Genomic DNA, 24649 nt, shown 5'->3' with positions numbered 1-24649 from the left:
CCACCATGGCGGACAACGGGATTTCGAGGCGGCGGCTGCTCGGCACCGCGGGTGCCACCGGTCTCGCGCTCGGCGCGGCGGGCGGTGCGGCCGGGTATGCCGCGGCGCCCTCGGACACCCCCGAGAAGGCGGCGTCGCTGGCGTCCCTTGGCGCGGACACGGTCATGTTTCACGGGAAACATCAGCCCGGCATCACCACGCCCGTCCAGTCCCGCGGCCATCTGATCGCCTTCGACCTGTCGGCGGGCACGGGCCGCAAAGGTGCGGCGGCCCTGCTGCGCCGCTGGTCGGCGACGGCCGAACGGCTGATGGCGGGCAAGGCCGCGGCGGGCGAGGACACGGATGTCGCCCGGGACGCGGGCCCGTCGTCGTTGACCGTCACCTTCGGCTTCGGTCACAGCTTCTTCGGGCGCACCGGCCTGGAGAAGCAGCGCCCGTCGGCACTCGACCCGCTGCCGGACTTCTCGTCCGACCACCTCGACAAGGCGCGCAGCGACGGCGATCTGTGGGTGCAGATCGGCGCGAACGACCCGCTCGTCGCCTTTCACGCGCTGCGCGCGCTCCAGAAGGAGGCGGGCGACGCGGCACGGGTGCGCTGGCAGATGAACGGCTTCAACCGCTCGCCCGGCGCGACCGCGCACCCCATGACGACGCGCAATCTGATGGGCCAGATCGACGGCACGAACAACCCGAAGCCGTCGGAGGACGACTTCGACCGGCGGATCTATGTGCCCGCCGAGGGTGACCCGTCGTGGATGGCCGGCGGCTCGTATGCCGTCGTACGCCGTATCCGGATGCTCCTGGACGACTGGGAGAAGCTCGCGGTGAGGGACCAGGAGGCGGTCATCGGACGCCACAAGTCGGACGGCTCACCGCTGACCGGTGGCACGGAGACCACCGAACCGAAGCTGGAGAAGGCTGGCGCGGACGGCAAGTACGTCATCGCCCTCAACGCCCACTCCCGCATCACCCGGCCCGACCAGAACGGCGGCTCCGCGATGCTGCGCCGCCCGTTCTCGTACCACGACGGCTTCGACAAGGGCGGCGAGCCGGACGCGGGCCTGCTCTTCGTGTGCTGGCAGGCGGACCCGCTCCGCGGCTTCGTGCCGGTACAGCGCAAGCTCGACCGCGGTGACGCGCTCTCGGAGTTCATCCGGCACGAGGCGAGCGGGCTCTTCGCGGTGCCGGGCGGGGCCGCGAAGGGCGAGTACGTGGGGCAGCGGTTGCTGGAGGCGTAGCTTCTGCCTTCCCGTAGAGGGTTCCTCCGACCTCCCGTACGAGGGTTCGAGTATGGGTACGTGGGGCGGGCGCCGCTCCGTGAGACGCGTGAGCCGTGCCACGTACAGCCCATTAGGGTGACGGTATGTCGGCGATGCGCTACACCTATCTCGGCCCCGAGGGCACCTTCACCGAGGCCGCCCTCCGCACGCTCCCGGAGGCGGCCACCAGGGAGCTCGTCCCGATGGTGTCCGTGCCGGCCGCTCTGGACGCGGTCCGCGGCGGCGACGCGGCGGCGGCCCTGGTGCCGATCGAGAACTCCGTCGAGGGCGGCGTCACCACCACCGTCGACGAACTCGCCAAGGGCGAGCCCCTGATGATCTACCGCGAGGTCGTCCTGCCGATCGCCTTCGCGCTGCTCGTGCGACCCGGCACGCAGCTCAAGGACATCAAGACGGTGACCGGCCACCCCGTGGCCCAGCCCCAGGTCCGCAACTGGCTCGCCGCGAACCTGCCGGACGCCCTGTGGGAGTCGGCGGCCTCGAACGCGGACGGCGCGCGCCTGGTCCAGGAGGGACGCTTCGACGCGGCCTTCGCGGGTGAGTTCGCGGCGGCGACGTACAGCCTGGAACCGCTGGTCAGCGAGATCCACGACGCGGCGACGGCCGAGACCCGCTTCGTCCTGGTCGGCCGCCCGGCCCGCCCCGCGGCGCCGACCGGCGCGGACAAGACCTCGGTGGTCATCTGGCTCGGCGACGACCACCCCGGCGCCCTGCTCGAACTGCTCCAGGAGTTCGCCGTGCGCGGGGTCAACCTGATGCGGATCGAATCGCGGCCCACCGGCCAGCGCATCGGCAACTACTGCTTCTCCGTGGACGCCGAGGGCCACATCAGTGACCGCCGCGTGGGCGAGGCCCTGATGGGCCTCAAGCGGATCTGCCCTCAGGTGCGCTTCCTCGGCTCGTACCCGCGTGCGGGCGTGTCGCCCGCCGACCTGCGGGCGCCGCGGCCCGGGACGACCGACGGCGAGTTCCTTGCGGCGTCGGACTGGCTGACCCAGTGCCAGGACGGCCGGTTCTAAGCGGTCTGACAGTCAGGGCTAAGCGGTCTGTACTGCCGGGTCCGAGCGGACCGATGAGTCCAGCGAGCGGTCTTACCTGCTGATTTACGTTATCCACAAAGTTATCCACAGGGCCTGTTCTCGACCTGGGGACAAGTCGACAACGAAGCACGACATGGTCGACAAATCGGCCTACACCCCACAAGTCCGTCCACAGTCCCGCACGTCACCCCTCGTCCACCCTTTTCCATTGATCAACTCTTTGGAGCGAACCATTTCCACTCGAAAGTGGGTGTGAGGGTGGTTTGGGACGGGAATCCTTCGTCGCGCATGCGGCTTTCGGAACGATCCCTTCCGGCATCCACAGATCTTTCGCACAGCCTGTGGATAACTTTTCGACAGGGGATATTCCTGTGGACAACCACGCCCCCAAGTCCGGGCCCACACAAGGGGATCGGGTCAAGGGGGCGGGCCCGCTCTGCCCCATTTCGGGGAATGGCACCCTTTTCATTGACCCGGAACGCGAGGGTCCGGAGCGGGGTGCGGCAACCCCTCGACGGCTGCGCGGCGGCCGACCGGTGATCGGCCGATGGCTCATTTCTGTCGATTTTTCGTCGAGTTACCGGCGGGTTCCTTTCGGGAATTCCCATTCCGGCAAATCGGTCATAACGCTTCGGAGTGGAATATCGAGTCGAGAGCCGGAACCGCTCGACGGTAGCCTGGTGGGGTGATTGACCTTCGCCTGCTCCGTGAGGACCCCGACCGTGTTCGCGCCTCCCAGCGCGCCCGTGGAGAGGACGTCGCGCTTGTCGACGCCCTGCTCTCCGCCGACGAGCGGCGCAGGTCGTCCGGGCTCCGCTTCGACGAGCTCCGTTCCGAGCAGAAGGCGCTCGGCAAGCTCATCCCCAAGGCCTCCGGTGACGAGAAGGCCGAGCTCCTGAAGAAGGCCGGCGAGCTCTCCGCCGCCGTCAAGGCGGCCAACGCCGCCCAGGACGAGGCCGACGAGGAGACCAAGCGCCTCCTTGGCCAGCTGGGCAACCTCGTGCACCCGGACGTCCCGGTCGGCGGCGAGGAGGACTTCGTCGTCCTCGACACCATCGGCACTCCGCGCGACTTCGCGGCCGAAGGCTTCGAGCCCAAGGACCACCTGGAGCTCGGCGAGATGCTCGGCGCCATCGACGTCGAGCGCGGCGCGAAGGTCTCGGGCTCGCGCTTCTACTACCTGACCGGTGTCGGCGCCCTGCTCGAACTGGCCCTGGTGAACGCGGCGATCGCGCAGGCGACGGAGGCCGGGTTCATCCCGATGCTGACGCCCGCCCTGGTCCGCCCGCGCGCCATGGAGGGCACGGGCTTCCTCGGCCAGGCCGCCGAGAACGTCTACCACCTGGAGAAGGACGACTACTACCTGGTCGGCACCTCCGAGGTCGCGCTCGCCGGTTACCACATGGACGAGATCATCGACGCCGACAAGCTGCCCCTGCGGTACGCGGGCTTCTCGCCGTGCTTCCGCCGCGAGGCCGGCACGTACGGCAAGGACACCCGCGGCATCTTCCGCGTGCACCAGTTCGACAAGGTCGAGATGTTCTCGTACGTCGACCCGGCGGACGCGGAGAACGAGCACCAGCGGCTCCTGGAGTGGGAGAAGCAGTGGCTGACCGGCCTCGGTCTGCCGTTCCAGGTGATCGACGTGGCCACGGGTGACCTGGGCTCCTCGGCCTCGCGGAAGTTCGACTGCGAGGCGTGGATCCCGACGCAGGGCAAGTACCGCGAGCTGACGTCCGCGTCGAACTGCAACACCTTCCAGTCCCGCCGTCTGTCGATCCGGATGCGCGAGGAGAGCGACGGCAAGAAGGTGACGCAGCCGCTCGCGACGCTGAACGGCACGCTCTGCGCCGTCCCGCGCACGATCGTCGCCCTCCTGGAGAACCACCAGCAGGCCGACGGATCCGTATGGGTGCCCGAGGTCCTGCGTCCGTACCTCGGGGGACGAGAGATCCTGGAGCCCATCAACAAGTGAGCCACCCTGCTCCCGTCACCCCGTCCTTCCCGTACAAGCTCGTCGCGACCGATCTCGACGGAACGTTGCTGCGCTCCGACGACACGGTCTCGGCGCGTACACGCGACGCGCTCACCGCGGCGACCGCGGCGGGCGCCGCGCACATCATCGTCACCGGTCGTGCCGTGCCCTGGACCCGGCACATCCTCGACGACCTGGGCTATGACGGCCTCGCGGTGTGCGGGCAGGGCGCGCAGGTCTACCACGCGGGCGAGCACCGGCTGCTCACGTCGGTCACGCTCGACCGGCAGCTGGCCGGTATCGCCCTCGCCAAGATGGAGGCGGAGATCGGCCCGCTGGCGCTGGCCGCGAGCCGTGACGGCCTCGACGGCGAGGTGATCGTGGGACCTGGGTACGTGGTCCAGGACGGCCCGCTGCCCGCCGTCCCGTTCACCGATGTCGCCGAGCTGTGGGCGGCTCCGCTGAACAAGGTGTACGTCCAGCATCCTGGCCTGAGCGACGACGCGCTCGCCGCGGTGGCGCGTGAGGTGGCGGGCGGTCTGGTCGGCGTGACGATGGCCGGCGAGGGCATCGTCGAGCTGCTCCCCCTCGGCCTCTCCAAGGCGACCGGTCTGTCCCTCGCGGCCCGCCGCCTGGGCGCGAAGGCCGCCGACACGATCGCCTTCGGCGACATGCCCAACGACATCCCGATGTTCGGCTGGGCGGCGCACGGCGTGGCGATGGCCAACGCCCATGAGGAGCTCAAGACGGTCGCCGACGAGGTGACTGCGTCGAACGAGGACGACGGCATCGCGGTCGTCCTGGAGAAGCTCCTCGGCTGACCTTTGTGTGGGCGTCACGCCCCGCACGCACTGAGCCGGGCACCGACATGCGGTGCCCGGCTCAGTGCGATGTCGGGTGGGCGGCCCGCGCAGTGAAGTGCGCGCTCGAAGCGGCCGCCCCGGGCCATCCCGTGGGCCGGCTCGACGGAGTGAGTAACTACTCCGAGGCCTGCCGCGGGCTGCCCTGCCGGGAGCTCGACGGACTGGTGCGGGACACGTCGGCTCCTCTCCCGGTAAACGGGCGCCAGGGTCGTGGCGCGGTGACACCAACTCGGTGACACCCACTACTGTGCCCGCGCCCCGATATGTCCGCCACCGAATTGATTACTCCTCCCCGGCCAGCGTCAGCGACCGGAGCTTCTGCCCCGCGTACCAGGTGGCGAGGACCGTGACGCCGATGAGGAGCACCGTGGCGACCGGCAGTCCGACGTCCGAGGTGACCAGGTCGCCGCCTGCGGTCTTCTGGGCGACGGCGAGCGACCACTGCTGGACGCTGAGCGTGCGAGCCCCGGGGACCAGGGTCCCGAACAGCGCCTCCCATACAAGGGCGTAGACGAGCCCGAAGACCACCGCGTGCCGGGTGATGGTGCCCAGGAGCAGGAAGAGCGCGGCGTACGCGATGGAGGCGACCAGGGCGGCGATCGTGTAGGCGATGGCGATCTGCTGGCCGTTGCCGTTCAGGATCATGCCCGCGATGAACGTCGGGACCGCGGAGAAGGCCATGGTCACGGCGATGGCGACGGTGAGCTTGGTGAGGATGATCGTGGGCCGCTTGAACGGCTTGGAGAGGAGATAGACGACGGAGCCGTCGTCGATCTCCGGGCCGATGGCTCCGGTGCCCGCGATGACACCGATGATCGGCACCATCGTGGCGAGCGCGAAGCCGCCGAGAAGGTCGGAGGCGACCTGGTCGTCGGCGCCGCTGAATCCCCGGACCGCCGCGGAGATGACGATCAGCAGGACGGGCAGGGCCATGAGGATCAGAGCCCGGCGGCGGCCGAGCAGGGCCCGGTAGGTGAGCCGGGCGACAGTGGGGTCGTACACGATGGCTCCCTTCAGGCCGCGACGAGATAGGAGAAGACCGACTCGAGGGACTCGTCCGAGGGCGAGACCGTGAGGAGCCGGATGTCGTGATCGCGGGCGATGCGTGGCAACAGGGCGGTGAAGCGCCCGAAGTCGATGGCTTGGATGCGCAGGGCGCCTTCCTTGAGGTCGACTTCGATTCCTGCCGTCGACGGGTCTGCGATCAGGGCGGCGGCCAGGGCGCGGTCGTCGCTGGAACGCACGAGGTAGCGGTGCGGGCGGTCGGTCATCAGGCGCCGGATCTTGCGGAAGTCACCGCTCGCCGCGTGCCGGCCTGCCACGATCACCTCGATGTGCGAGGCGAGTTGCTCGACCTCTTCGAGGATGTGCGAGGAGAACAGGACCGTGCGGCCCTCGTCGCCCATGCGCCGCAGCAGGTCCATCAGCTGCATGCGCTGACGGGGGTCCATGCCGTTGAACGGCTCGTCCAGCAGGAGCACGGACGGCTCGTGGACGAGGGCGGACGCCATCTTCACGCGCTGGCGCATGCCCTTGCTGTACGTCGAGATCTTGCGGTCCTGCGCGTACTCCATCTCGACCGTGGCGAGGGCCTTGTGCGCGGCCCGCTTGTCCAGGCCGTGCAGTTCGGCGTTGGCGACGACGAATTCGAGTCCGGTGAGGAAGTCGTACATCGCCTCGCGCTCGGGGACGATGCCGATGTCCTTGTAGATCTGTTCGTTGCGCCAGATCGGCTTGGCGTCGAGGGTGACGCTGCCGGTGGAGGGGGCGAGGAAGCCGCCCATCATGTTGATGAGGGTGGACTTGCCCGCGCCGTTCGGGCCGAGGAGGCCGGTGACGCCCGGACCCACGTTCATCGTGATGTCGTTGACCGCCACCACGTTGCCGAACCAGCGGCTGGTGTGGTCGATGTTGAGGGTGCTCACAGCCCGACCTTTCGGTAGCGGCGCATCAGTGCGCCGTAGCAGCCCGCGATGAGGGCGAGGACGACGATCACGTAGACCACGCCCGTGCCGGACGAGGGGCCTTCCCCTCCGGGGAAGGCGGAGGTCGCGCCGAGGAAGGCGGTCTGTACGCCGTCGATGAGCGTGATCGGCGAGAAGAGGCCGAGCCAGGCGATGGCGTCGGTGCTGCCCTGTTCGTAGGCGATGGCCTGGACCGTGGACACCGCTCCGTAGCTGATGGTCAGCACGGCGATGACCGCGGCGATCCCGAAGCCGCGGCGGGGTGTGATCGCCGAGACGATGAGCGCGATGCCGGAGAAGAGGAGCGAGAGCAGCGCCACGGACACGAGCCCCTGGGCGAAGCCCTTGGTCTGGTCCGCGAAGTCGAGCTTGGCGAGCAGCGCCCCTACGTAGAGGACGAGCAGCGGTGCGGCCGTGAGGACGAAGAGCGCCGATGCCATCGCCGCGAACTTGGCGCGCACGTAGTCGCTGTGCTCGATGGGGCGGGAGAAGTAGAGGGGGACGGTCTTGAAGCGCAGGTCGCGCGAGACCGTCTGGGGCGCCTGGGCGGCGAGATAGAGACTGATGACGGCCTGCAGAACGATCGCGTAGCGGGTGTAGTCGAGGGGGAGTTCGTTCGCCTTGGTGGTCACGGCGACGGCCACCATGATCGCGGCGGGTACGCACATCACCGCGAAGAGGATCATGGGGAGGACCTTGGACTTGGCCGAGCGGCCGAGTCCGTAGGCACCGCGCAGGCTCTGTGAGAAGAGGGAGCGGCGGGCATAGGCGCGGCCCAGGCGCGGGCCGTCGTAGTTGCGATAGCCGATGTTGTGGATCTGGGTCTGTTCGCCGGCGTGTGCCGGGGGCTGCTCAACCGCCATGACGGACCGCCTCCTTCCGCTCTTCCTTGCCGGACTGCTGAGGCTGTCCGGACGGCTCGGGCCGTGCGGTCTGTTCGGACTGGAAGACCTCTGCGATGTGGTGCCTGCGCTGTTCCATCCGGACCAGGCCGAGGCCGAGCTCCGCGACGAGATCACGGACCAGGTCGTACGTCTCCTCGCCGGCCGCCTCGAGCAGCACGGTGTGCCCGGCACCGGGCAGGCCGCTTCCCTCGTGGGTGGTGCCCCCTCGGCCCCGCAAGGCCTCCTGGAACGCCTTGGTGCCGTCGGGGTGTTCGTCGGTGTCCGTCACCTCGACGGCCAGCGTCGTGGTGGTCTGGGTGAAGTCTGTGGTGGAGCTGGACCGCAGGAGCTTGCCGCCGTCGATGACGACGACGTGGTCGCAGGTGCGCTCCAGCTCGCCGAGCAGGTGCGAGGTGACCAGGACGGAGATGCCGAAGTCCGTGTGGATGCGGCGGATGAGGCCGAGCATCTCGTCGCGGCCCACGGGGTCGAGGCCGTTGGTCGGTTCGTCCAGGAAGACCAGGTCGGGGTCGTGGACGAGGGCCTGCGCGAGCTTCACGCGCTGCTTCATGCCGGTCGAGTAGCCCCCGATGGGTCGGTAGCGCTCCTCGTACAGACCCACGTGCCGCAGGGTGTCCGCGGTGCGCTCGCGGGCCGCCGTGGGCGGCAGTCCCGACATGCGCGCCATGTGGACGACGAACTCGGTGGCCGAGACGTCGGGCGGCAGGCAGTCGTGCTCGGGCATATAGCCGACACGCTCACGGATCTGGCCGCCACTGGTGGCGACGTCGAGGCCGAGCACAGCGGCGGTGCCCTCCGTGGCGGGGGACAGACCCAGCAGGATCTTGATCAGTGTGGACTTGCCGGCTCCATTGGCTCCGACGAGTCCGGTCACACCGGTCCCGATGTCCATGGAGAGCCGGTCAAGCGCGGTCACCCTCGGGAACCGCTTGCTCAGGCTTTCGGTCGCGATCACAGTCACATTTCGAAGGTAGTGGCGCAGACCACATCAGGCGTCAGACCAGGGTGCTGTCCTCGCCTCACTCTCGGGTATTACGGGCCCGTAGGGGTCGTCCTGAGGTCGCCCCCTGGGGGATACCCCGCAGCTTTCCCCGGAGTCAGGACCGGCTCGGGCTCAGCTATTGACGTAGCCGCTGAGCATTGTCACATTCATCAGTGTCAAGTTACGGACGCGTACTGCGATGGACCGGACACGGACGGACGGTGGCATGACCTCAGCAGTGGCAGGTGAACTCTCCGCGGAACTGCGGGGGTTCAGGGAAGTGCAGACCCTCGCGTATGAATGCGCGGAGGCGGTCGCGGCGCAGCTCAAGCCGGGTGTGACCGAGCGCGAGGCGGCGCGGATGCAGCGTGAGTGGCTGCGTGAGCGGGGTGTGCGGGACTGGTTCCACCTGCCCTTCGCCTGGTTCGGGGACCGCACGGCGTTCGTGAACTTCCGGATACCGCTGCAGTTCTTCCCCACCAACCGCCGCCTTGAGCCGGGGATGCCCTTCATCCTCGACATGGCCCCGGTCTACAAGGGATACACGGCGGACATCGGCTACTCGGGCTGCCTCGGCCTCAATCCCGTGCACGACAAGCTGCTCGCCGACCTGGAGGCGCACCGCGAGCTGCTCCTGCGCGAGGTGCGTGAGCGCCGCCCGCTGCGTGAGATCTATGAGGACGTGGAGCGGCTCATGGTCCGCCAGGGCTATGCGAACCGCCATCGCGCGTATCCCTTCGGAGTCATCGCGCACAAGGTCGACCGGGTCAAGGAGCGCCGGCTGTCGCCGAACGTCTTCGGCTTCGGCACCCAGTCCCTGAAGGGGCTTGCGAGCGACGCGATCCATGGCCATCGGGACGGCTGGTCGCCGCTCTGGTCGCCGTACAAATTCTCCGACCACCCGCCCCAGAAGGGGCTCTGGGCGGTCGAACCGCACCTCGGATTCAGGGGTACGGGCGCGAAGTTCGAGGAGATCCTGGTCGTCACCGACTCCAAGGACCCCGAGCAGAGCGCGTTCTGGCTGGATGACGATCTGCCGCATGTGCGGCGCTGGGCTGAAGAGAGGGCCGCCGCATGACCACGGGAGGAATCAGCAAGGGGATCAAGGGCGCCCGCGAGCGCTGGGTGCGTACGGGCGGGGTGGAGCTGTGCGTCGCCGAGCTGGGCGACCCGACGCAGCCCACGGTGCTGCTCGTCCACGGCTATCCGGACTCCAAGGAGGTCTGGTCGGAGGTCGCCGAGCGCCTCGCCGACCGCTTCCACGTCGTGCTCTACGACGTGCGAGGCCATGGCAGGTCGACGGCTCCGCAGCCGCTGCGCGGCGGCTTCACGCTGGAGAAGCTGACAGATGACTTCGTGGCCGTCGCGGACGCGGTCAGCCCGGACAAGCCGGTGCATCTGGTCGGCCACGACTGGGGTTCGGTGCAGGCCTGGGAGTTCGTGACGGTCAAGCGCACCCAAGGGCGCATCGCGTCCTTCACCTCGATGTCGGGGCCCTCGCTCGACCACTTCGGGCACTGGATCAAGAAGCGGATGACCCGGCCCACTCCCCGCAAGGTCGGGCAGCTCCTCGGCCAGGGCGCCAAGTCCTGGTACGTGTACATGCTGCACACCCCGGTGCTCCCCGAGCTCGCCTGGCGCGGACCGCTCGGAAAGCGGTGGCCGAAGATCCTCGAGCGCGTGGAGAAGGTTCCGTCGGGCGACTACCCGACGTCGTCGCTGCCGTCGGATGCCGCGCACGGAGCGTGGCTCTATCGCGACAACGTCCGCGCTCGGATGCGCAGGCCCCGCGCCGACGCCTACGCCCACGCCCCCGTGCAGCTCATCACGCCGTCCGGCGACATCTTCCTTTCGGAGCGGCTCTACGACGAACTGGAACTGTGGGCACCCGAGTTGGTGCGCCGCAGCATCCCTGCCAAGCACTGGGTGCCCCGCACCCGGCCCGACCAGCTGTCGGCGTGGATCACGGACTTCGTCACCAGGAACGAGGACGGCGTGCCTGTCAACGCCAGTGCGGCCACGGGAAAGCACGCCGATCGCTTCGGCGGCCAGTTGGTCCTGGTCACGGGCGCGGGCAGCGGCATCGGCCGGGCCACCGCCTTCGCGTTCGCCGAGTCGGGCGCGCGCGTCGTGGCCGTCGACCGGGACGCGGAGAGCGCGGCGCGCACGGCGGAGATGTCCCGTCTGATCGGGGCCCCCGAGGCCTGGGGCGAGACGGTCGACGTCACCGACGAGCAGGCCATGGAGAAGCTCGCCGAGAAAGTCGCCAGGGATTACGGCATCGTCGATGTCCTGGTGAACAACGCGGGGATAGGAATCAGCGGATCCTTCCTCGACACGAGTCCCGAGGACTGGAAGAAGGTCCTCGACGTCAATCTGTGGGGCGTGATCCACGGCTGCCGGCTCTTCGGCAAGCAGATGGCCGAGCGCGGCCAGGGCGGCCATATCGTCAACACCGCTTCCGCGGCGGCGTATCAGCCGTCCAAGGCCCTGCCCGCCTACAGCACCTCCAAGGCGGCGGTCCTGATGCTCAGCGAGTGCCTGCGCGCGGAGCTTGCGGGCCAGGGCATCGGGGTCTCGGCGATATGCCCGGGCTTCGTGAACACGAACATCACGGCGACCACTCGCTTCGCCGGCGTCGACGCCGAGGAGGAGAAGCGCCGCCAGAAGAAGACCTCGCGCCTGTACGGCCTGCGGAACTACCCGCCGGAGAAGGTCGCCAACGCGATCCTGCGCGCGGTCGTCAAGAACCAGGCCGTGGTCCCGGTCACTCCGGAGGCCCGTGGCGCCCACCTCATGTCCCGCTTCACGCCCAAGGCCCTGCGTGCGATAGCCCGATTGGAGCCGCCGCTGTGAGCACGGAGAAAAGCACCGAGACGAACACCGAGGAGCACTACACGATCGTTCCGCGCCGGGTCTCGTTCGACTGGGAACGGACGCCGCTGCACTGGATACCGGACGAGCCCACCGCCACCCACGTGATCAACGTGCTGCATCTGCTCCTCCCCGCGGGGGAGCGGTGGTTCGTGAAGGTCTTCAAGGAAGGTCTGCCCCTGGTCACCGATCCGGTGCTCCTCAAGGACGTCAAGGGGTTCATGGGCCAGGAGGCCACGCACAGCGTGCAGCACGCGCATGTGCTCGATCACCTGGCGGCGCAGCGGCTCGACACCGCCGCGTTCACCAAGTACGTCGACCTGCTCTTCGAGAAACTCCTCGGCGAGAACCCGCCGTTGGGTGCCCCGATACCGACGCAGGAGTGGCTGCGTTTCCGCCTCGCGGTCGTCGCGGCGATCGAGCAGTTCACGGCGGTCCTGGGGAACTGGGTCCTGCACGCCGAGGGCCTGGACCAGGCGGACGCCGACGAGGTCATGCTCGATCTGCTGCGCTGGCACGGCGCGGAGGAGGTCGAGCACCGCTCGGTCGCCTTCGACATGTATCAGCACTGCGGCGGCGAGGGCCTGCCCCGCTATGCCCGCCGCATCGCGGGCATGACGGTCACCGCGCCCGTGATGCTGTACCTGTGGGTCTGGGGCACCGCCTATCTGATGCGCAGGGATCCCCAGCTCGCGGGCCGCCTCCGCTACTCACTGGCCGAGCACAACCGGGCCGTCAGGAAGGGCCTGCTGCCCACATGGCGGGAGCTCGGCGCGGCCATACCCCGCTACCTGCGGCGGTCGTACCATCCCTCGCAGGAAGGCTCGTTGCGCAAGGCCGTCGAATATCTGGCGGTGTCACCCGCGGCGCGGGCCGCGGCCGCTGCGGTCGGCCGAGCGGCCATCGCCTAGCACGAGGGTTTACGGAGGCGGGGAGCGTGGACGAGCAGTCGGGCGCCGGGCAGGGGCCGGTGGATCAGCACGCCGCCGAGCACAGGCCCGTGGAGTACCGGATCGAGGATCTGGCGCACCACAGCGGCGCCACGGTCCGCACGATCCGCGCCTACCAGGACCGTGGCCTGCTCCCCCGGCCCGAGCGGCGCGGCCGGGCCAATGTGTACGTCGACGCGCACCTGGCCCGGCTGAGGCAGATCGCCGATCTGCTGGACAGGGGCTACACCCTGGCCTCCATCAAGGAGCTGCTGGAGGCCTGGGACGCGGGCCGGGGGCTCGGCGGAGTCCTGGGACTCGCCGCCGAGGTCGGCGGTCCGTGGACGGACGAGAAGGCCGACCGGATGACCCGGGCGGAGCTGGACGCGGCGTTCGGGGGCGAGCCGGACGAGGCCGCGGTGGCCGACGCGATCGCCCTCGGTGTGCTGGAGCCCATGCCGGGGCGGGACGACGAATTCCTGGTGCCGAGCCCTCAAGAGCTGGCGGTGGCGGTGGAGTTGCACGCCGCAGGGGTTCCGCTGTCCGCTATCTCAGGACATCTACGGGAGTTGAGGGGACAGGTGGAGCACATAGCCGCCCGTTTCCTGGAGTTCACGACCGAGCATGTCTTTGCGCGCTATCTCGACCACCACCCGCCGAGCGAGGCGGACGCGGCCGAGGCGGCGGCTCTCGTCCGGCGCCTGAGGCCGCTCGCCCAGCAGTCAGTGGACGCCGAACTGGCACGGGCCATGCGCCTGTTCGCCACCCGCCACCTCCAGCACCACCTCGCCTCGGGGCAGCCTGCCCAGCGTACGAGCGAGCCGCTTCCCGTGGCCCTGCCGGCGTCCACAATGCAGGCCGTGGAAGGGCTCGTTGGGCGGGAGAGCGCCGCCGCCTTCATCGCAGCGGCCACTGAACGCGAGGTACAGGCCAGGACATTGGACACGCTTGCGGCAAGTCACCTCAATAGTGGATCTGTTGACCAAAAGGCCTAAATTGTTTGGGTGTTGTCCACAGAATCGCCAATTCCCCTGTGGATAACTGGACTTGGCTGTGGATCAAACCTGTGGACGAAAAGTGGTGGATGAAAAGTCGGTGGATGAAAATCAAGTGCGGGGAGAACGCTTCGGAGCGAGGCTGAATGGATGAATAGAGAAGCCCCCTCAGACGAAGCGGCAGACGGCGCGGCGGGGGACGCGGCGGGCGAACGGCGCACCGTGAAGGTGTCGAAATACCTTTCCAAGCACTTGCGGCATCAGCCGGAGAGAATCGGGCTCACGCTCGACGAGAGCGGCTGGGTGGAGATCGACGCCCTCATCGCGGCAGCCGCCGCACACGGTTTCCGCTTCACCCGTGCCGAACTGGAGCACGTCGTGGCCGTGAACGACAAACAGCGCTTCGCCGTGGAGCACGGCCGGATCCGCGCCAGTCAGGGCCACTCCGTCGACGTCGACCTCGATCTGCCTCCGGCGCCCCCGCCCTCGTACCTCTTCCACGGCACGGTGGGCCGCAATATCGCCGCAATCCGCGCCCAAGGCCTGCGGCCCATGAACCGCCATGCCGTGCATCTCTCGCCCGACCGGGAGACCGCCACCCGCGTCGGCGCCCGCCGTGGACGGCCCGTCGTGCTCTCCGTCGACGCGGGCGCGATGCACCGCGACGGACACGTCTTCCAGGTCAGCGCCAACGGAGTCTGGCTCACCGCCGCCGTACCGCCCGGCTATCTCCGCTTCCCGGAGAAGCACTGACCAGGCATGATCGATGGACATGGAGCATCTTCACAGCACCGAGGCCGCGCTCGCCGCGCTCCGTGAGATCGCGCACGAGTACGGCATCGAGATGGAGGTCTCGCACGACATCGGTGCCGACCAGACCTCGCGCCGCAGCTCCGCGGGCATCGGCGTGACCACCGACCCCGACGGATCACTGCCCCATGAGGCCTTCGTGGAATTCGGCGGCTCGCCCCGGCTCTCGGTGCGGCTCTATCCCGACGACGACGCGCTGATCACCGTCGAGGGCGTCGAATGCGCCGACATACCGCGCGACGACGTACCCGCATTCCTGCGCTCGGTCCTCGGCGGTCTCGCCCATGTGAAGGGGCGGCGCTTCCCGCCCGGCTACCACCTGATCGTGCCGATGCCGGGCGACAGGACGCACAAGGAATACATCCCCATGGTCGTCCTCACCCCCTGGCTGAGCAGCAGATTCCGGTGAAGCCCGAGGGGCCCGCAGGACATACGCTCTGATACATGAGTTTGCGTCTGAGCACCGTGATCCTGCCCGTCCGCCGCTGGCACGAGGGGGGCAAGGAGCGCTGGCAGCGGGCCGAGGAGCTGGGCTTCCACACCGCGTACACCTATGACCACCTCTCCTGGCGGACCTTCCGCGACGGGCCCTGGTTCGGCGCGGTGCCGACCCTGACCGCCGCCGCGGCAGCAACCGACCGGCTGCGCCTGGGCACCCTGGTCACCTCGCCGAACTTCCGGCACCCGGTGACCCTCGCCAAGGACCTGATCACCCTGGACGACGTGTCCGACGGCCGGATCACCCTCGGCATCGGCGCGGGTGGCAACGGCTTCGACGCCACCGCGCTGCTCAAGCCCGGCGAGGAGCCCTGGACCCCGCGCGAACGGGCCGATCACTTCGGCGAGTTCCTGCCGCTGCTCGACCGCCTTCTTACTGAGGACGTCGTTTCGTCCGAGGGCGAGTACTACTCGGCATCCGAGGTCCGGAACATCCCGGGCTGCGTCCAGCGCCCCCGGCTGCCCTTCGCGGTCGCCGCCACCGGACCGCGCGGCCTGAAGCTCGCCGCGCGCCACGGGCAGGCCTGGGTGACCACCGGTGACCCCAAGCTCTTCGCGAACGGCACTCCGGAACAGTCAATTCAAGCCATCCGCGGACAGGCCGACAAGCTCGCCGCGGCCTGCGACGCGATTGGCCGGGACGTCGCCGAACTCGACAAGATCCTCCTCACCGGGTTCACCCCGGACCGCCCCCTGGACTCCTTCGACGCCTTCGTCGACTTCGCCGGCAACCACGCTGAGCTGGGCTTCAACGAGATCGTGCTGCACTGGCCGCTGCCCGGAACGGATTTCGCGGCCGACGAGAAGGTCTTCGAGCGGATCGCCACGGAGGCTCTGGTCCAGCTCGGAGGCAGCACAGCAGGGGCATAAAGGCACTCAGATGTGCGCCCCAGCGCACGCCCGTGCACGTTTGTGCGGGACAATCGGTGGCGTGACCTCAGCTACCCCATGGCCCAAGACCCCGGCCGCAACCGCCCCCCACCGGCCCAAGGCCCGGCTGATCGCCACGGACCTGGACGGGACGCTCCTGCGTGACGACAAGTCCGTGTCCGACCGCACCGTCGCCGCACTCGCCGCCGCCGAGCGGGCCGGGATCGAGGTCTTCTTCGTGACCGGCCGCCCGGCCCGCTGGATGGACGTCGTCAGCGCTCACGTGCACGGCCACGGCCTCGCCATCTGCGGCAACGGCGCCGCCGTGGTCGACCTGCACGACGGATCGGGCGGCCACCGCTTCGTGAAGGTGCGGGAGCTGCGGCGCGAGGACGCCCTCGACGTCGTCCGCCTGCTGCGCGCGGCGGCCCCCGGCACATCCTTCGCGGTCGAGCGGACCGGCGGACTGCACCACGAGCCGACGTACCCGCCCCTGCACCTGGAGCCCGGCGAGAGCGTCGCCCCCGCGGAGAAGCTCCTCGGCGTGGACTCCGAGAACGCGACCCAGCCCATCCTGAAGGTCCTCGCCTTCCACCCCGAGATCGCGCCCGACGACTTCCTTGCCGTGGCCCGCGAGGCCGTGCGCGGCCAGGTCGAGATCACCCGCTCAAGCCCGAGCGCCCTCCTGGAGATCAGCGGCCCGGGAGTCTCCAAGGCCAGCACCCTGGAGCTGTGCTGTGCCGAACGCGGCATCACGCCCGCGGAGGTCGTCGCCTTCGGGGACATGCCCAACGACATCGAGATGCTCAGCTGGGCGGGCACGTCGTACGCGATGGGCAACGCGCACCCGGACGTGCTCGCCGCCGCCTCGGGGCACACGGTCGCCAATAACGAGGACGGCGTCGCGGTGGTCATCGAGCGGATCCTGAGCGAGCAGCAGGAACAGTAGGCCCCACCCCGTCCGGGAGGCTCGGAGCGCCCGGGAGACTCAGAGCCCGCACGCCCCCGGTTCGCGCGGCTCTCTCAGAGCCGCACGCCCCGGTCCTCCAGCCACTTGACGGGGTCCACGGCCGACCCCAGATCCGGCGTGATCCGCACCTCGAAGTGCAGGTGCGGCCCCGTCGAGTTGCCGGTGGTGCCCGCCTGTCCGACCCACTGCCCGGGACGCACCCGCTCCCCCTGGTCGACGGTGACGGCGGCCAGGTGCGCGTACTGCGTGTAGTAGCCGCCCTTGTGCTCCACCACGACCTCGATGCCGAAGCCGCCCCCACACGACACGGACACCACCCGGCCCGCGCCGACCGCCCGCACCGGCGCCCCGATGCCGACCGCGAAGTCCTGCCCGGTGTGCCGGTGCGACCAGCGCGCACCGGCGCTGTCGAAGCCCGCGGACAGTTCGTACGTCTCCACGGGCGTCATCCACGCGCGCGTGGAGTCCGTTTCCGGCTGGTCCAGGCGTACGGCACCCCTGCACTGCCCGGCCGCGACCGACCGGTCGGCCTCGCCCTGCAGGGTCCACTGCGCCGACGCCAGCTTGCTCTCGATGCCGCGCTTCAGCTCGGCGAGATCCGCGCTGCGCCGGTCCAGCGTGCGCCTGGCGCGGTCCGCCGTGCGCTTGGCGGTCGCGAGCCTGGCGGCAGCCCGCTGGGTCTTGCCGACGGCGTGGGTGACGGCGAGATCCGCCTGCCCCAGGAGCCGCTGACCACGGATCAGCTCTTCCGGGCTGTCGGCGAGCAGGAGTTGGGCGGCCTGGGGGAGGTCGCCGCCGTTGCGGTACTGGGCGCTGGCCATCCGGCCGAGGTCCGCGTGCAGCACCTCGACCGCGGCCTGCTCCTTCGTGAGGAGCCGGTCCAGTTTCCGGACCTTCGCGCGTTGCGCCTTGGCGGCGTACCGGCCCTCTTCGTAGCGCGCGGTCGCCGCGGAGGCCTCCTCGTAGAGGCGTGCCACTTCGGCGCTCGCGTCCGGTCCTTCGGAGGCATCGGCGGGCATGGGGCACAGGAGCGCGCACAGCAGCACCGTCACGGCGACGAGCGGGTGATGGGTACCGCGGTGGCTCAAGCGCATGTCAGGGATCGTTGCCCTGCCGCCGTCGCCGGGTCCTGCCCGACTCGTACACCCGGGGCACCCGGTGCCCCGAACAGCCCACTCCCGTACGCCCGAACAGGGCGCCTAGTAGGGCGCCTGCCACACCACCGCCGTACCGCCGCCGTCCTCCCCGATGCCCGGCCCGTACCAACTGTCGCCGCCGAGCGACTCCGCACGCCTCTTGAGGTTCTTCAGGCCGCTGCGCCGACCGCCCTCCGCGATGCCGACGCCGTCGTCCGAGACCGTCAGGCGTACGCCCTGCTGCCCGTCGGGCAGGATCACCGTCGCGTCGACGACGACGTCGATGCGGTCGGCCCGCGCGTGCCGGAACGCGTTGGACAGCGCCTCGCGCAGGGCCGCGATGAGGTTCTTGCCGCTGAGCTCGCCGACCACGGTGTCGACGGGTCCCACGAAATGGTGCGAGGGCTTGAAGCCGAGCGGTACGGCAGCCATGTTGATCTCGCGAAGGACCCGCGTACGCAGCCCTGAAGGCGCCTCCGCCGGTCCCTGCTGCAAGGCGAAGATCGCCGTCCGGATCTCCTGGATCGTCACGTCCAGCTCGTCGACGGCCTTGCCCACCCCCGTCTGCACCTCGGGCACGATGGACCTGCGCTGGGCGCTCTCCAGCATCATCCCGGTGGCGAACAGGCGCTGGATCACGAGGTCGTGCAGGTCCCGTGCGATCCGGTCGCGGTCCTCGTAGACGGCGAGCCGTTCACGGTCGCGCTGCGCCTCGGCCATCATCAGCGCGAGCGCGGCCTGCGAGGCGAACTGGGTGGCAAGGGTCCGCTCGGTCTCGCTGAACGGCCGTGCGCCACGCGCGCGTGGCGTGACGAGCGTCCCCATGACGCGGCCGTCGCTCTGCAGCGGCAGCATCATGACGGGGCCGTAGCCGCGGGCGAGGTCGGTCATGACGCGCGGGTCCGTGGCCGCGTCGTCGAGGAACACGGAGTCCCCGGCGAGCAGATCGGTGATGATCCGGCTCTCCGGAGGGATGACGACACCAAGCGCCCCTGAGGGTTCGTCCGAGGAGACGGCGACGATCTCCATGCCGCCCTCCTCGTCGGGCAGGAGCACGATTCCGGCGGCCGAGTCGGCGAGATGGCGGGCCTGTTCGGCGACGACGGCGAGCGCCTCCTCCGCGTCACTGCCCGAGAGGAGCGCCGTGGTGACCGCCACAGAGCCGTCGATCCAGCGTTCGCGCTGCATGGCGGCTTCGTAGAGGCGGGCGTTGCCGATGGCGATGCCCGCCTCCGTCGCGAGCACGCGGACCATGTGCACGTCGTACTCGTTGAAGTCGGCGCCGTCCCGCTTCTCGGTCAGATAGAGGTTGCCGAAGATCTCGCCCTGGACGCGGATGGGGACACCGAGGAAGGTCCGCATCGGCGGGTGGTGGGCCGGGAAGCCGCACGAGCGCGGGTCGGCCGAGAGATCCGCGAGGCGCAGGGTCTCCGGCTGGTGGATGAGGGCGCCGAGCAGCCCCTTGTGCCCGTCGGGCAAGTGCCCGATGCGCTCGGCGGTCACGGCGTCGATACCGGTGTAGACGAAGTCGGAGAGCCCCTTGCCGTCTTCGGAGACGACGCCGATCGCCGCGTAGTGGGCGTCCGCGAGCTCGGCCGCGGTCTCGCAGATCCGGTCCAGCGTGGTGTGCAGTTCGAGCCCGGCGCCTACGGAACGCATCGCCTCCAGGAGCTGCGGCACGCGCGCGGTCAGCTCGGGGGAGAGCCCCTGCAGACTGCGGGTCGCGTTCTTCGCCGCCTCTATCGGGTCCGTTGGGCCGTCGGGCTGCGGTGAGGCGGCGGAGGCCGAGGGGGCTGACATGCCTTGAGAGTAGTTAGTCCTATTTGGTGAGGAAAGTCGGGGCCCGTCCCCAGTCCCGGGTACGGGCCCCCACCGGCCGTGCACGGACCCCACAGTCCTACCCGGCGGCCGTCACCAGCAGGTCCGCGGCCCGCTCCCGTTCCCGCATCCGCCGCAGCGGCCCGTCCACCAGCACGAGGTCCGCGTACGCACCGCGCTGGACCACCCGACCCGCGTCCAGGACGATCACCTCGTCCACCGCGTCGAGCCCGGCGAGCCGGTGCGTGATGAGCAGCGTCGTACGGCCCTCGGTGGCGGCGAGGAGGTCGCCGGTGAGTGCGTCGGCGGTCGGCAGGTCGAGATGTTCGGCCGGCTCGTCCAGGACGAGAACGGGGAAGTCGGCGAGCAGCGCGCGGGCCAGGGCGATGCGCTGCCGCTGGCCTCCGGAGAGTCGGGTCCCGTGCTCGCCGACCAGGGTGTCGAGCCCGTCGGGGAGCGAGTCGGCCCACTCCCGCAGCCGGGCCCGCGCGAGGGCGTGACGCAGTTCGTCGTCGCTGGCGCCCTTCCGCGCGATGAGCAGGTTCTCGCGCACGGAGCTGTCGAAGAGGTGCGCGTCCTGCGCGCAGAGCCCGACGAGTTCGCGCACGGTGTCGCCGTCCAGCGTGGCCGCGTCCGTGCCGCCCAGGCTGTACGTTCCTTCGCTCGTCCCCAGGAAGCGCAGCAGCACCTGGGCGAGCGTCGTCTTGCCGGAGCCCGAAGGACCGACCACCGCGATGCGCCGTCCGCGCTCCAGCGTCAGACCGACGCCCGCGAGCGCGTCCCGGTCCTGGCCCTCGTACCGGGCGTGCAGCCCCTCCACACGGAGCGGGAAGGGCGTCTGCGGGGCCTGTGCGGGCACGGCGGGCTCGGGTACGGGTTCGGGGGCGTCGAGGACCTCGTAGACGCGCTCGGCGCTCTTCCTGACCCGCTGGCGGTACTGCACGGCGAGCGGCAGCCCGAGGACCGCCTCGAAGGCGGCGAGCGGGGTCAGCACCACGACGGCGAGCGCGACGCCGCCGAGCCGGCCGTCATGCACGGCCTGTACGCCGACGAGGGCGGCCGCGGCCACGGTGAGACCGGAGGCGAGCGCCCCGAGTCCGTCACCGAGCGCGGTGGCCGTGGCGGTCCGCGACGCGATGCGGGTCAGCTCGGCATCGGCATCCTTCGCCTTGGCCGTACGCCGGGTCAGCGCGCCCGCGACCGTCAACTCGGCGGTGCCGGTGAGCAGATCGGCCACGCGGGTGGCAAGCACCCCGCGCGCGGGGGCGAGCTTGCGCTCGGCCCGGCGGGCGACTGCTCCGGAGAGCAGCGGTACACCGACTCCGGCGATGAGCAGGCCCACAGCGAGGACCGCGCCCGCTTCGGGCAGCAGCCAGGCGGTGAAGCCGACCGCTCCGGCGCCCACGACCGCGGCGGCCGACGCCGGCAGGAGCCAGCGCAGCCAGTAGTCCTGCAGGGCGTCCACGTCGGCGACCAGGCGGGAGAGGAGGTCGCCGCGGCGGGTCTTCCCGAGCCCGGCCGGGGCGAGGCGCTCAAGGCGCCGGTAGACGGCCACGCGCGTGTCGGCCAGCATCCGTAGGACGGCGTCGTGCGAGACGAGGCGCTCCGCGTAACGGAAGACGGCACGGCCCATGCCGAAGGCGCGGGTCGCCGTCACCGCGATCATCAGGTACATCACCGGCGGCTGCTCGGCCGCCCGGCTGATCAGCCACCCCGAGGTGGCCATCAACCCCACGGAACTGCCGATCGCGAGGGCGCCGAGGAGCAGGGCGAGCACGAGCTTGCCCTTCCGCGCCTGCGCGGCACCCCGCACCCGGGCCAGCACGTCCCTCCGGGGCCGGGGGCTCTCCCACGCCTCCACCGAGGCGTCCGGCGCCTCCGTATGACCAAAGGACGCGTCAACCGCCGCCGCGTCCGCGAGCGGGAGCGCCGCCCCGTTCAGCGCGCGCTCCCGGGGGGCGCTGAGCCGTACGACCCGGTCCGCCACGGCCAGCAGCGCCGGCCGGTGCACGACCAGCAGCACGGTCCGCCCCACGGCCAGCCGCCGGACAGCCTCGACGACCCCTGCCTCGGTCTCCCCGTCCAGCGCCGCGGTCGGCTCGTCGAGGAGCACCACGGGCCGGTCGGCCAGGAACGCCCGCGCCAGGGCGAGCCGCTGCCGCTGCCCGGCGGAGAGACCGGCCCCGTCCTCCCCGAGCAGCGTCTCCACGCCACCCGGCAGCGCGGAAACGAACTCCCATGCCCCTGCCGCCTCCAACGCGTCCCGCACAGCGGCGTCGTCCGCGTCCGGCCGCGCCAGGCGTACGTTCTCCGCGATGGACCCGGCATACAGGTGCGGCCGCTGCGGGACCCAGGCGATCCGCTCGCGCCACCGCTCCGGAGCGACCCCGGCCAGGTCGACGCCCCCGACGCAAACCCGCCCCTCGGCAGGCTCGACGAACCCGAGGATCACGTCGAGCAGCGTCGACTTGCCCACGCCGCTCGGCCCGACCAGAGCCACGGTCTCGCCCTGCTCCACCGCGAACGACACCCCGGAGACCGCGTCCGACGCGCGCCCCGGATACCGGACCGTCACGCCCTCCACGCTCAACGTCCCCGAAGGCGCCGCCGCCTCCCCGGTGGCCCGCACCGGAGCCTCCAGGACCTCGAAGATCTCCTCGGCGGCCGAGAGTCCCTCGGCCGCCGCGTGGTACTGCGCACCGACCTGACGCAGCGGCAGGTAGGCCTCGGGCGCGAGGATCAGGATGACCAGGCCCACGTACAGATCCATGTCCCCGTGGACGAGCCGCATCCCGATCGTCACCGCGACCAGCGCCACCGACAGCGTCGCGAGGAGTTCGAGCGCGAACGACGACAGGAAGGCGATGCGCAACGTACGCATCGTCGCCTGCCGGTACTCGCCCGTGATCTGCCGGATCGACTCGGCCTGCGCCTTCGCACGCCCGAACACCTTCAGCGTCGGCAGCCCCGCCACCACGTCCAGGAAGTGCCCCGACAGACGCGAGAGGAGCCGCCACTGACGGTCCATGTGATTCTGGGTCGCCATGCCGATCAGAATCATGAAGATCGGGATCAGCGGCAGCGTCACGACGATGATCGCCGCCGACACCCAGTCCTCGGTGACAATCCGCGCGAGCACCGCCACCGGAACCACCACCGCGAGCCCCAGCTGCGGCAGATAGCGCGAGAAGTAGTCGTCCAGCGCGTCCACGCCCCGCGTGGCCAGCGACACCAGCGAACCCGTCCGCTGGCCGCTCAGCCAGCCGGGACCCAGCTGCCCCGCCCGGTCGAGCAGCCGCCCCCGCAGCTCCGACTTCACCGCCGCGCTCGCCCGGTGGGCGGCGAGCTCGGTCAGCCAGGCGACCAGCGCCCGCCCCGCCGCGACGACCACGAGCAGGACGAGCGGCGTCCCCAGGTCACCGAGGGCGAGCCCCTTCTGGAAGGCCCCGACCACGATCTCGGCGATGAGCATCGCCTGAGCGACGACCAGGCCCGCCCCGGCGACGCCGAGGACCACCACCGCGGCCAGGAAGAACCGAGTGGCGCGGGCGTACCGGAGCAGACGCGGGTCGATTGGTTTCACGTGAAACACACCCTCCGAAGAGATCAGCGAGCGGAGAACTCAGTGCACGGCGTCCACGGAGGACTCAGTGCACGGCGTCCACGGAGGACTCAGTGCACGGCGTCCACGGAGGACTCAGTGCGCGGCATCCGCGGAGCACTCAGTGCGCCGCGTCAGCGATGTGCTGCGTCCCGATCCGCTTGCGGAACACCCAGTAGGTCCACGACTGGTAGAGCAGCACGATCGGCGTCGCGATGCCCGCGCACCAGGTCATGATCTTCAGGGTGTAGGGACTCGACGAGGCATTGGTGACCGTGAGGTTCCACTCCTCGTTCAGCGACGAGGGCATGACGTTCGGGAAGAGCGTCAGGAAGAGCATCGCGACGGCTGCCGCGATCGTGATGCCCGACAGCGCGAACGACCAGCCCTCGCGCCCCATCTTGATCGCCCCGATGGCACCGACCAGCGCGACCACGGCCACGATCATCGCGACCAGGCTCTTGCCGTCGCCGTTGTCCGCCTGCGTCCAGACCAGGAACCCGAGCGCCAGGACAGCGGTCACCAGGCCGAGCACGAGCGCCTGCTTCCGCGCCCGCATCCGGATGTCCCCCACCGTCTTGAGCGAGGCGAAGACCGCGCCGTGGAAGGTGAACAGCGTCAGCGTGACCAGGCCGCCCAGGATCGAGTACGGGTTCAGCAGGTCCCAGAAGTTGCCCACGTACTCCTTGTGGGCGTCGATCTTCACGCCCCGCGTGATGTTGGCGAAGGCCACGCCCCACATCACCGCCGGGATGAGCGAGGTCCAGAAGATGGCCTGCTCCCAGTTGCGCTGCCACTTCTCCTCGGGCCGCTTGGCCCGGTACTCGAAGGCCACACCGCGCACGATCAGGCAGAGCAGGATGATCAGGAGCGGCAGATAGAAGCCGGAGAAGAGCGTCGCGTACCACTCGGGGAAGGCGGCGAAGGTCGCACCGCCCGCCGTGAGCAGCCACACCTCGTTGCCGTCCCAGACGGGACCGATGGTGTTGATGAGCACCCGCTTCTCGGTCCGGTCACGGGCGAGCAGCTTGGTGAGGATGCCGATCCCGAAGTCGAAGCCCTCCAGGAAGAAGTAGCCGATCCACAGGACTGCGATCAGCACGAACCAGACGTCGTGAAGTTCCATGTCGATCAACTCC

Annotated in this window: 20 protein-coding genes; 12 read left to right on the top strand and 8 right to left on the bottom strand. The window is 70.0% G+C overall.

Annotated features, from left to right (window positions below):
• The first annotated feature begins 5 nt into the window (after positions 1-5).
• The 4 genes from efeB to OG302_RS21550 all read left to right on the top strand — a co-directional run bounded on the left by efeB (position 6) and on the right by OG302_RS21550 (position 5116).
• The gene (gene efeB, locus OG302_RS21565) at positions 6-1238 is read left to right on the top strand and encodes an iron uptake transporter deferrochelatase/peroxidase subunit (protein WP_371528269.1); all 1233 of its coding nucleotides are present in this window, start codon (positions 6-8) and stop codon (positions 1236-1238) included.
• Between the two features lie 125 nt (positions 1239-1363).
• The gene (gene pheA / locus OG302_RS21560) at positions 1364-2299 is read left to right on the top strand and encodes a prephenate dehydratase (RefSeq protein ID WP_371528268.1); all 936 of its coding nucleotides are present in this window, start codon (positions 1364-1366) and stop codon (positions 2297-2299) included.
• 706 nt (positions 2300-3005) lie between these two features.
• Positions 3006-4295: a serine--tRNA ligase gene (serS, locus tag OG302_RS21555; protein WP_371528267.1), complete on the top strand. Its 1290-nt coding sequence runs from the start codon at positions 3006-3008 to the stop codon at positions 4293-4295.
• On the top strand, positions 4292-5116 hold the full coding sequence (locus tag OG302_RS21550) for an HAD family hydrolase (protein WP_371528266.1): 825 nt from the start codon (positions 4292-4294) through the stop codon (positions 5114-5116). Before serS ends, OG302_RS21550 begins: the two co-directional genes overlap by 4 nt.
• A 324-nt stretch (positions 5117-5440) precedes the next feature.
• Here OG302_RS21550 and OG302_RS21545 read toward each other — a convergent pair whose 3' ends face one another.
• The 4 genes from OG302_RS21545 to OG302_RS21530 are packed head-to-tail and all read right to left on the bottom strand — an operon-like array spanning position 5441 to position 8982.
• Positions 5441-6160 (bottom strand): ABC transporter permease, encoded by a 720-nt coding sequence (locus OG302_RS21545; RefSeq protein ID WP_371528265.1) that lies wholly within the window; start codon positions 6158-6160, stop codon positions 5441-5443.
• Positions 6161-6171: 11 nt separating this feature from the next.
• Positions 6172-7083: an ABC transporter ATP-binding protein gene (locus OG302_RS21540; protein WP_371528264.1), complete on the bottom strand. Its 912-nt coding sequence runs from the start codon at positions 7081-7083 to the stop codon at positions 6172-6174.
• Positions 7080-7985 (bottom strand): ABC transporter permease, encoded by a 906-nt coding sequence (locus tag OG302_RS21535; RefSeq protein WP_371528263.1) that lies wholly within the window; start codon positions 7983-7985, stop codon positions 7080-7082. The genes OG302_RS21540 and OG302_RS21535 overlap by 4 nt, the downstream gene beginning before the upstream one ends.
• Positions 7975-8982 (bottom strand): ABC transporter ATP-binding protein, encoded by a 1008-nt coding sequence (locus OG302_RS21530; RefSeq protein WP_371750188.1) that lies wholly within the window; start codon positions 8980-8982, stop codon positions 7975-7977. Before OG302_RS21530 ends, OG302_RS21535 begins: the two co-directional genes overlap by 11 nt.
• A 253-nt stretch (positions 8983-9235) precedes the next feature.
• Between OG302_RS21530 and OG302_RS21525 the strand changes: the two genes are divergently transcribed.
• The 8 genes from OG302_RS21525 to OG302_RS21490 all read left to right on the top strand — a co-directional run bounded on the left by OG302_RS21525 (position 9236) and on the right by OG302_RS21490 (position 16934).
• A complete protein-coding gene (locus OG302_RS21525) occupies positions 9236-10087 on the top strand; it encodes a M24 family metallopeptidase (protein ID WP_361828838.1) in 852 nt (283 codons plus the stop codon).
• The gene (locus OG302_RS21520) at positions 10084-11865 is read left to right on the top strand and encodes an SDR family oxidoreductase (RefSeq protein WP_371528262.1); all 1782 of its coding nucleotides are present in this window, start codon (positions 10084-10086) and stop codon (positions 11863-11865) included. The genes OG302_RS21525 and OG302_RS21520 overlap by 4 nt, the downstream gene beginning before the upstream one ends.
• On the top strand, positions 11862-12794 hold the full coding sequence (locus OG302_RS21515) for a metal-dependent hydrolase (protein ID WP_371528261.1): 933 nt from the start codon (positions 11862-11864) through the stop codon (positions 12792-12794). The genes OG302_RS21520 and OG302_RS21515 overlap by 4 nt, the downstream gene beginning before the upstream one ends.
• Before the next feature lie 89 nt (positions 12795-12883).
• On the top strand, positions 12884-13807 hold the full coding sequence (locus OG302_RS21510; RefSeq protein WP_371750187.1) for a MerR family transcriptional regulator: 924 nt from the start codon (positions 12884-12886) through the stop codon (positions 13805-13807).
• Positions 13808-13957: 150 nt separating this feature from the next.
• Entirely contained in the window at positions 13958-14560 is a 603-nt protein-coding gene (locus OG302_RS21505) for an RNA 2'-phosphotransferase (protein ID WP_371528260.1), read from the top strand.
• A 19-nt stretch (positions 14561-14579) separates the two neighbouring features.
• Positions 14580-15026: a hypothetical protein gene (locus OG302_RS21500; RefSeq protein ID WP_371528259.1), complete on the top strand. Its 447-nt coding sequence runs from the start codon at positions 14580-14582 to the stop codon at positions 15024-15026.
• A 35-nt stretch (positions 15027-15061) separates the two neighbouring features.
• A complete protein-coding gene (locus OG302_RS21495) occupies positions 15062-15985 on the top strand; it encodes an LLM class flavin-dependent oxidoreductase (protein WP_371528258.1) in 924 nt (307 codons plus the stop codon).
• A 61-nt stretch (positions 15986-16046) separates the two neighbouring features.
• Positions 16047-16934: a Cof-type HAD-IIB family hydrolase gene (locus OG302_RS21490; RefSeq protein WP_371528257.1), complete on the top strand. Its 888-nt coding sequence runs from the start codon at positions 16047-16049 to the stop codon at positions 16932-16934.
• A gap of 74 nt (positions 16935-17008) precedes the next feature.
• Here the strand turns inward: OG302_RS21490 and OG302_RS21485 are convergent, their stop codons facing one another.
• The 4 genes from OG302_RS21485 to cydB all read right to left on the bottom strand — a co-directional run bounded on the left by OG302_RS21485 (position 17009) and on the right by cydB (position 24636).
• Entirely contained in the window at positions 17009-18049 is a 1041-nt protein-coding gene (locus OG302_RS21485) for a murein hydrolase activator EnvC (RefSeq protein ID WP_371528256.1), read from the bottom strand.
• A gap of 105 nt (positions 18050-18154) precedes the next feature.
• Positions 18155-19891, bottom strand: coding sequence for a GAF domain-containing sensor histidine kinase (locus OG302_RS21480; protein ID WP_371528255.1), 1737 nt, complete (start codon positions 19889-19891; stop codon positions 18155-18157).
• A gap of 97 nt (positions 19892-19988) precedes the next feature.
• The gene (cydD, locus tag OG302_RS21475; protein ID WP_371528254.1) at positions 19989-23492 is read right to left on the bottom strand and encodes a thiol reductant ABC exporter subunit CydD; all 3504 of its coding nucleotides are present in this window, start codon (positions 23490-23492) and stop codon (positions 19989-19991) included.
• 139 nt (positions 23493-23631) lie between these two features.
• The gene (gene cydB, locus OG302_RS21470) at positions 23632-24636 is read right to left on the bottom strand and encodes a cytochrome d ubiquinol oxidase subunit II (RefSeq protein ID WP_371528253.1); all 1005 of its coding nucleotides are present in this window, start codon (positions 24634-24636) and stop codon (positions 23632-23634) included.
• Positions 24637-24649 lie beyond the last annotated feature (13 nt).

The sequence above is a fragment of the Streptomyces sp. NBC_01283 genome (genome assembly GCF_041435335.1).
Lineage (GTDB): Bacteria > Actinomycetota > Actinomycetes > Streptomycetales > Streptomycetaceae > Streptomyces.
The sequence above is the reverse complement of the archived record's forward strand: the minus strand, read 5'-3'. Positions and strand labels throughout refer to the sequence as shown.

Coding starts and splice junctions, on each gene's coding strand:
- efeB (WP_371528269.1), top strand. CDS start 6: ATGGCGGACAACGGGATTTCGAGGCGGCGGCTGCTCGGCACCGCGGGT.
- pheA (WP_371528268.1), top strand. CDS start 1,364: ATGTCGGCGATGCGCTACACCTATCTCGGCCCCGAGGGCACCTTCACC.
- OG302_RS21535 (WP_371528263.1), bottom strand. CDS start 7,985: ATGGCGGTTGAGCAGCCCCCGGCACACGCCGGCGAACAGACCCAGATC.
- OG302_RS21525 (WP_361828838.1), top strand. CDS start 9,236: ATGACCTCAGCAGTGGCAGGTGAACTCTCCGCGGAACTGCGGGGGTTC.
- OG302_RS21520 (WP_371528262.1), top strand. CDS start 10,084: ATGACCACGGGAGGAATCAGCAAGGGGATCAAGGGCGCCCGCGAGCGC.
- OG302_RS21505 (WP_371528260.1), top strand. CDS start 13,958: ATGAATAGAGAAGCCCCCTCAGACGAAGCGGCAGACGGCGCGGCGGGG.
- OG302_RS21500 (WP_371528259.1), top strand. CDS start 14,580: ATGGAGCATCTTCACAGCACCGAGGCCGCGCTCGCCGCGCTCCGTGAG.
- OG302_RS21495 (WP_371528258.1), top strand. CDS start 15,062: ATGAGTTTGCGTCTGAGCACCGTGATCCTGCCCGTCCGCCGCTGGCAC.
- OG302_RS21485 (WP_371528256.1), bottom strand. CDS start 18,049: ATGCGCTTGAGCCACCGCGGTACCCATCACCCGCTCGTCGCCGTGACG.
- OG302_RS21480 (WP_371528255.1), bottom strand. CDS start 19,891: ATGTCAGCCCCCTCGGCCTCCGCCGCCTCACCGCAGCCCGACGGCCCA.
- cydB (WP_371528253.1), bottom strand. CDS start 24,636: ATGGAACTTCACGACGTCTGGTTCGTGCTGATCGCAGTCCTGTGGATC.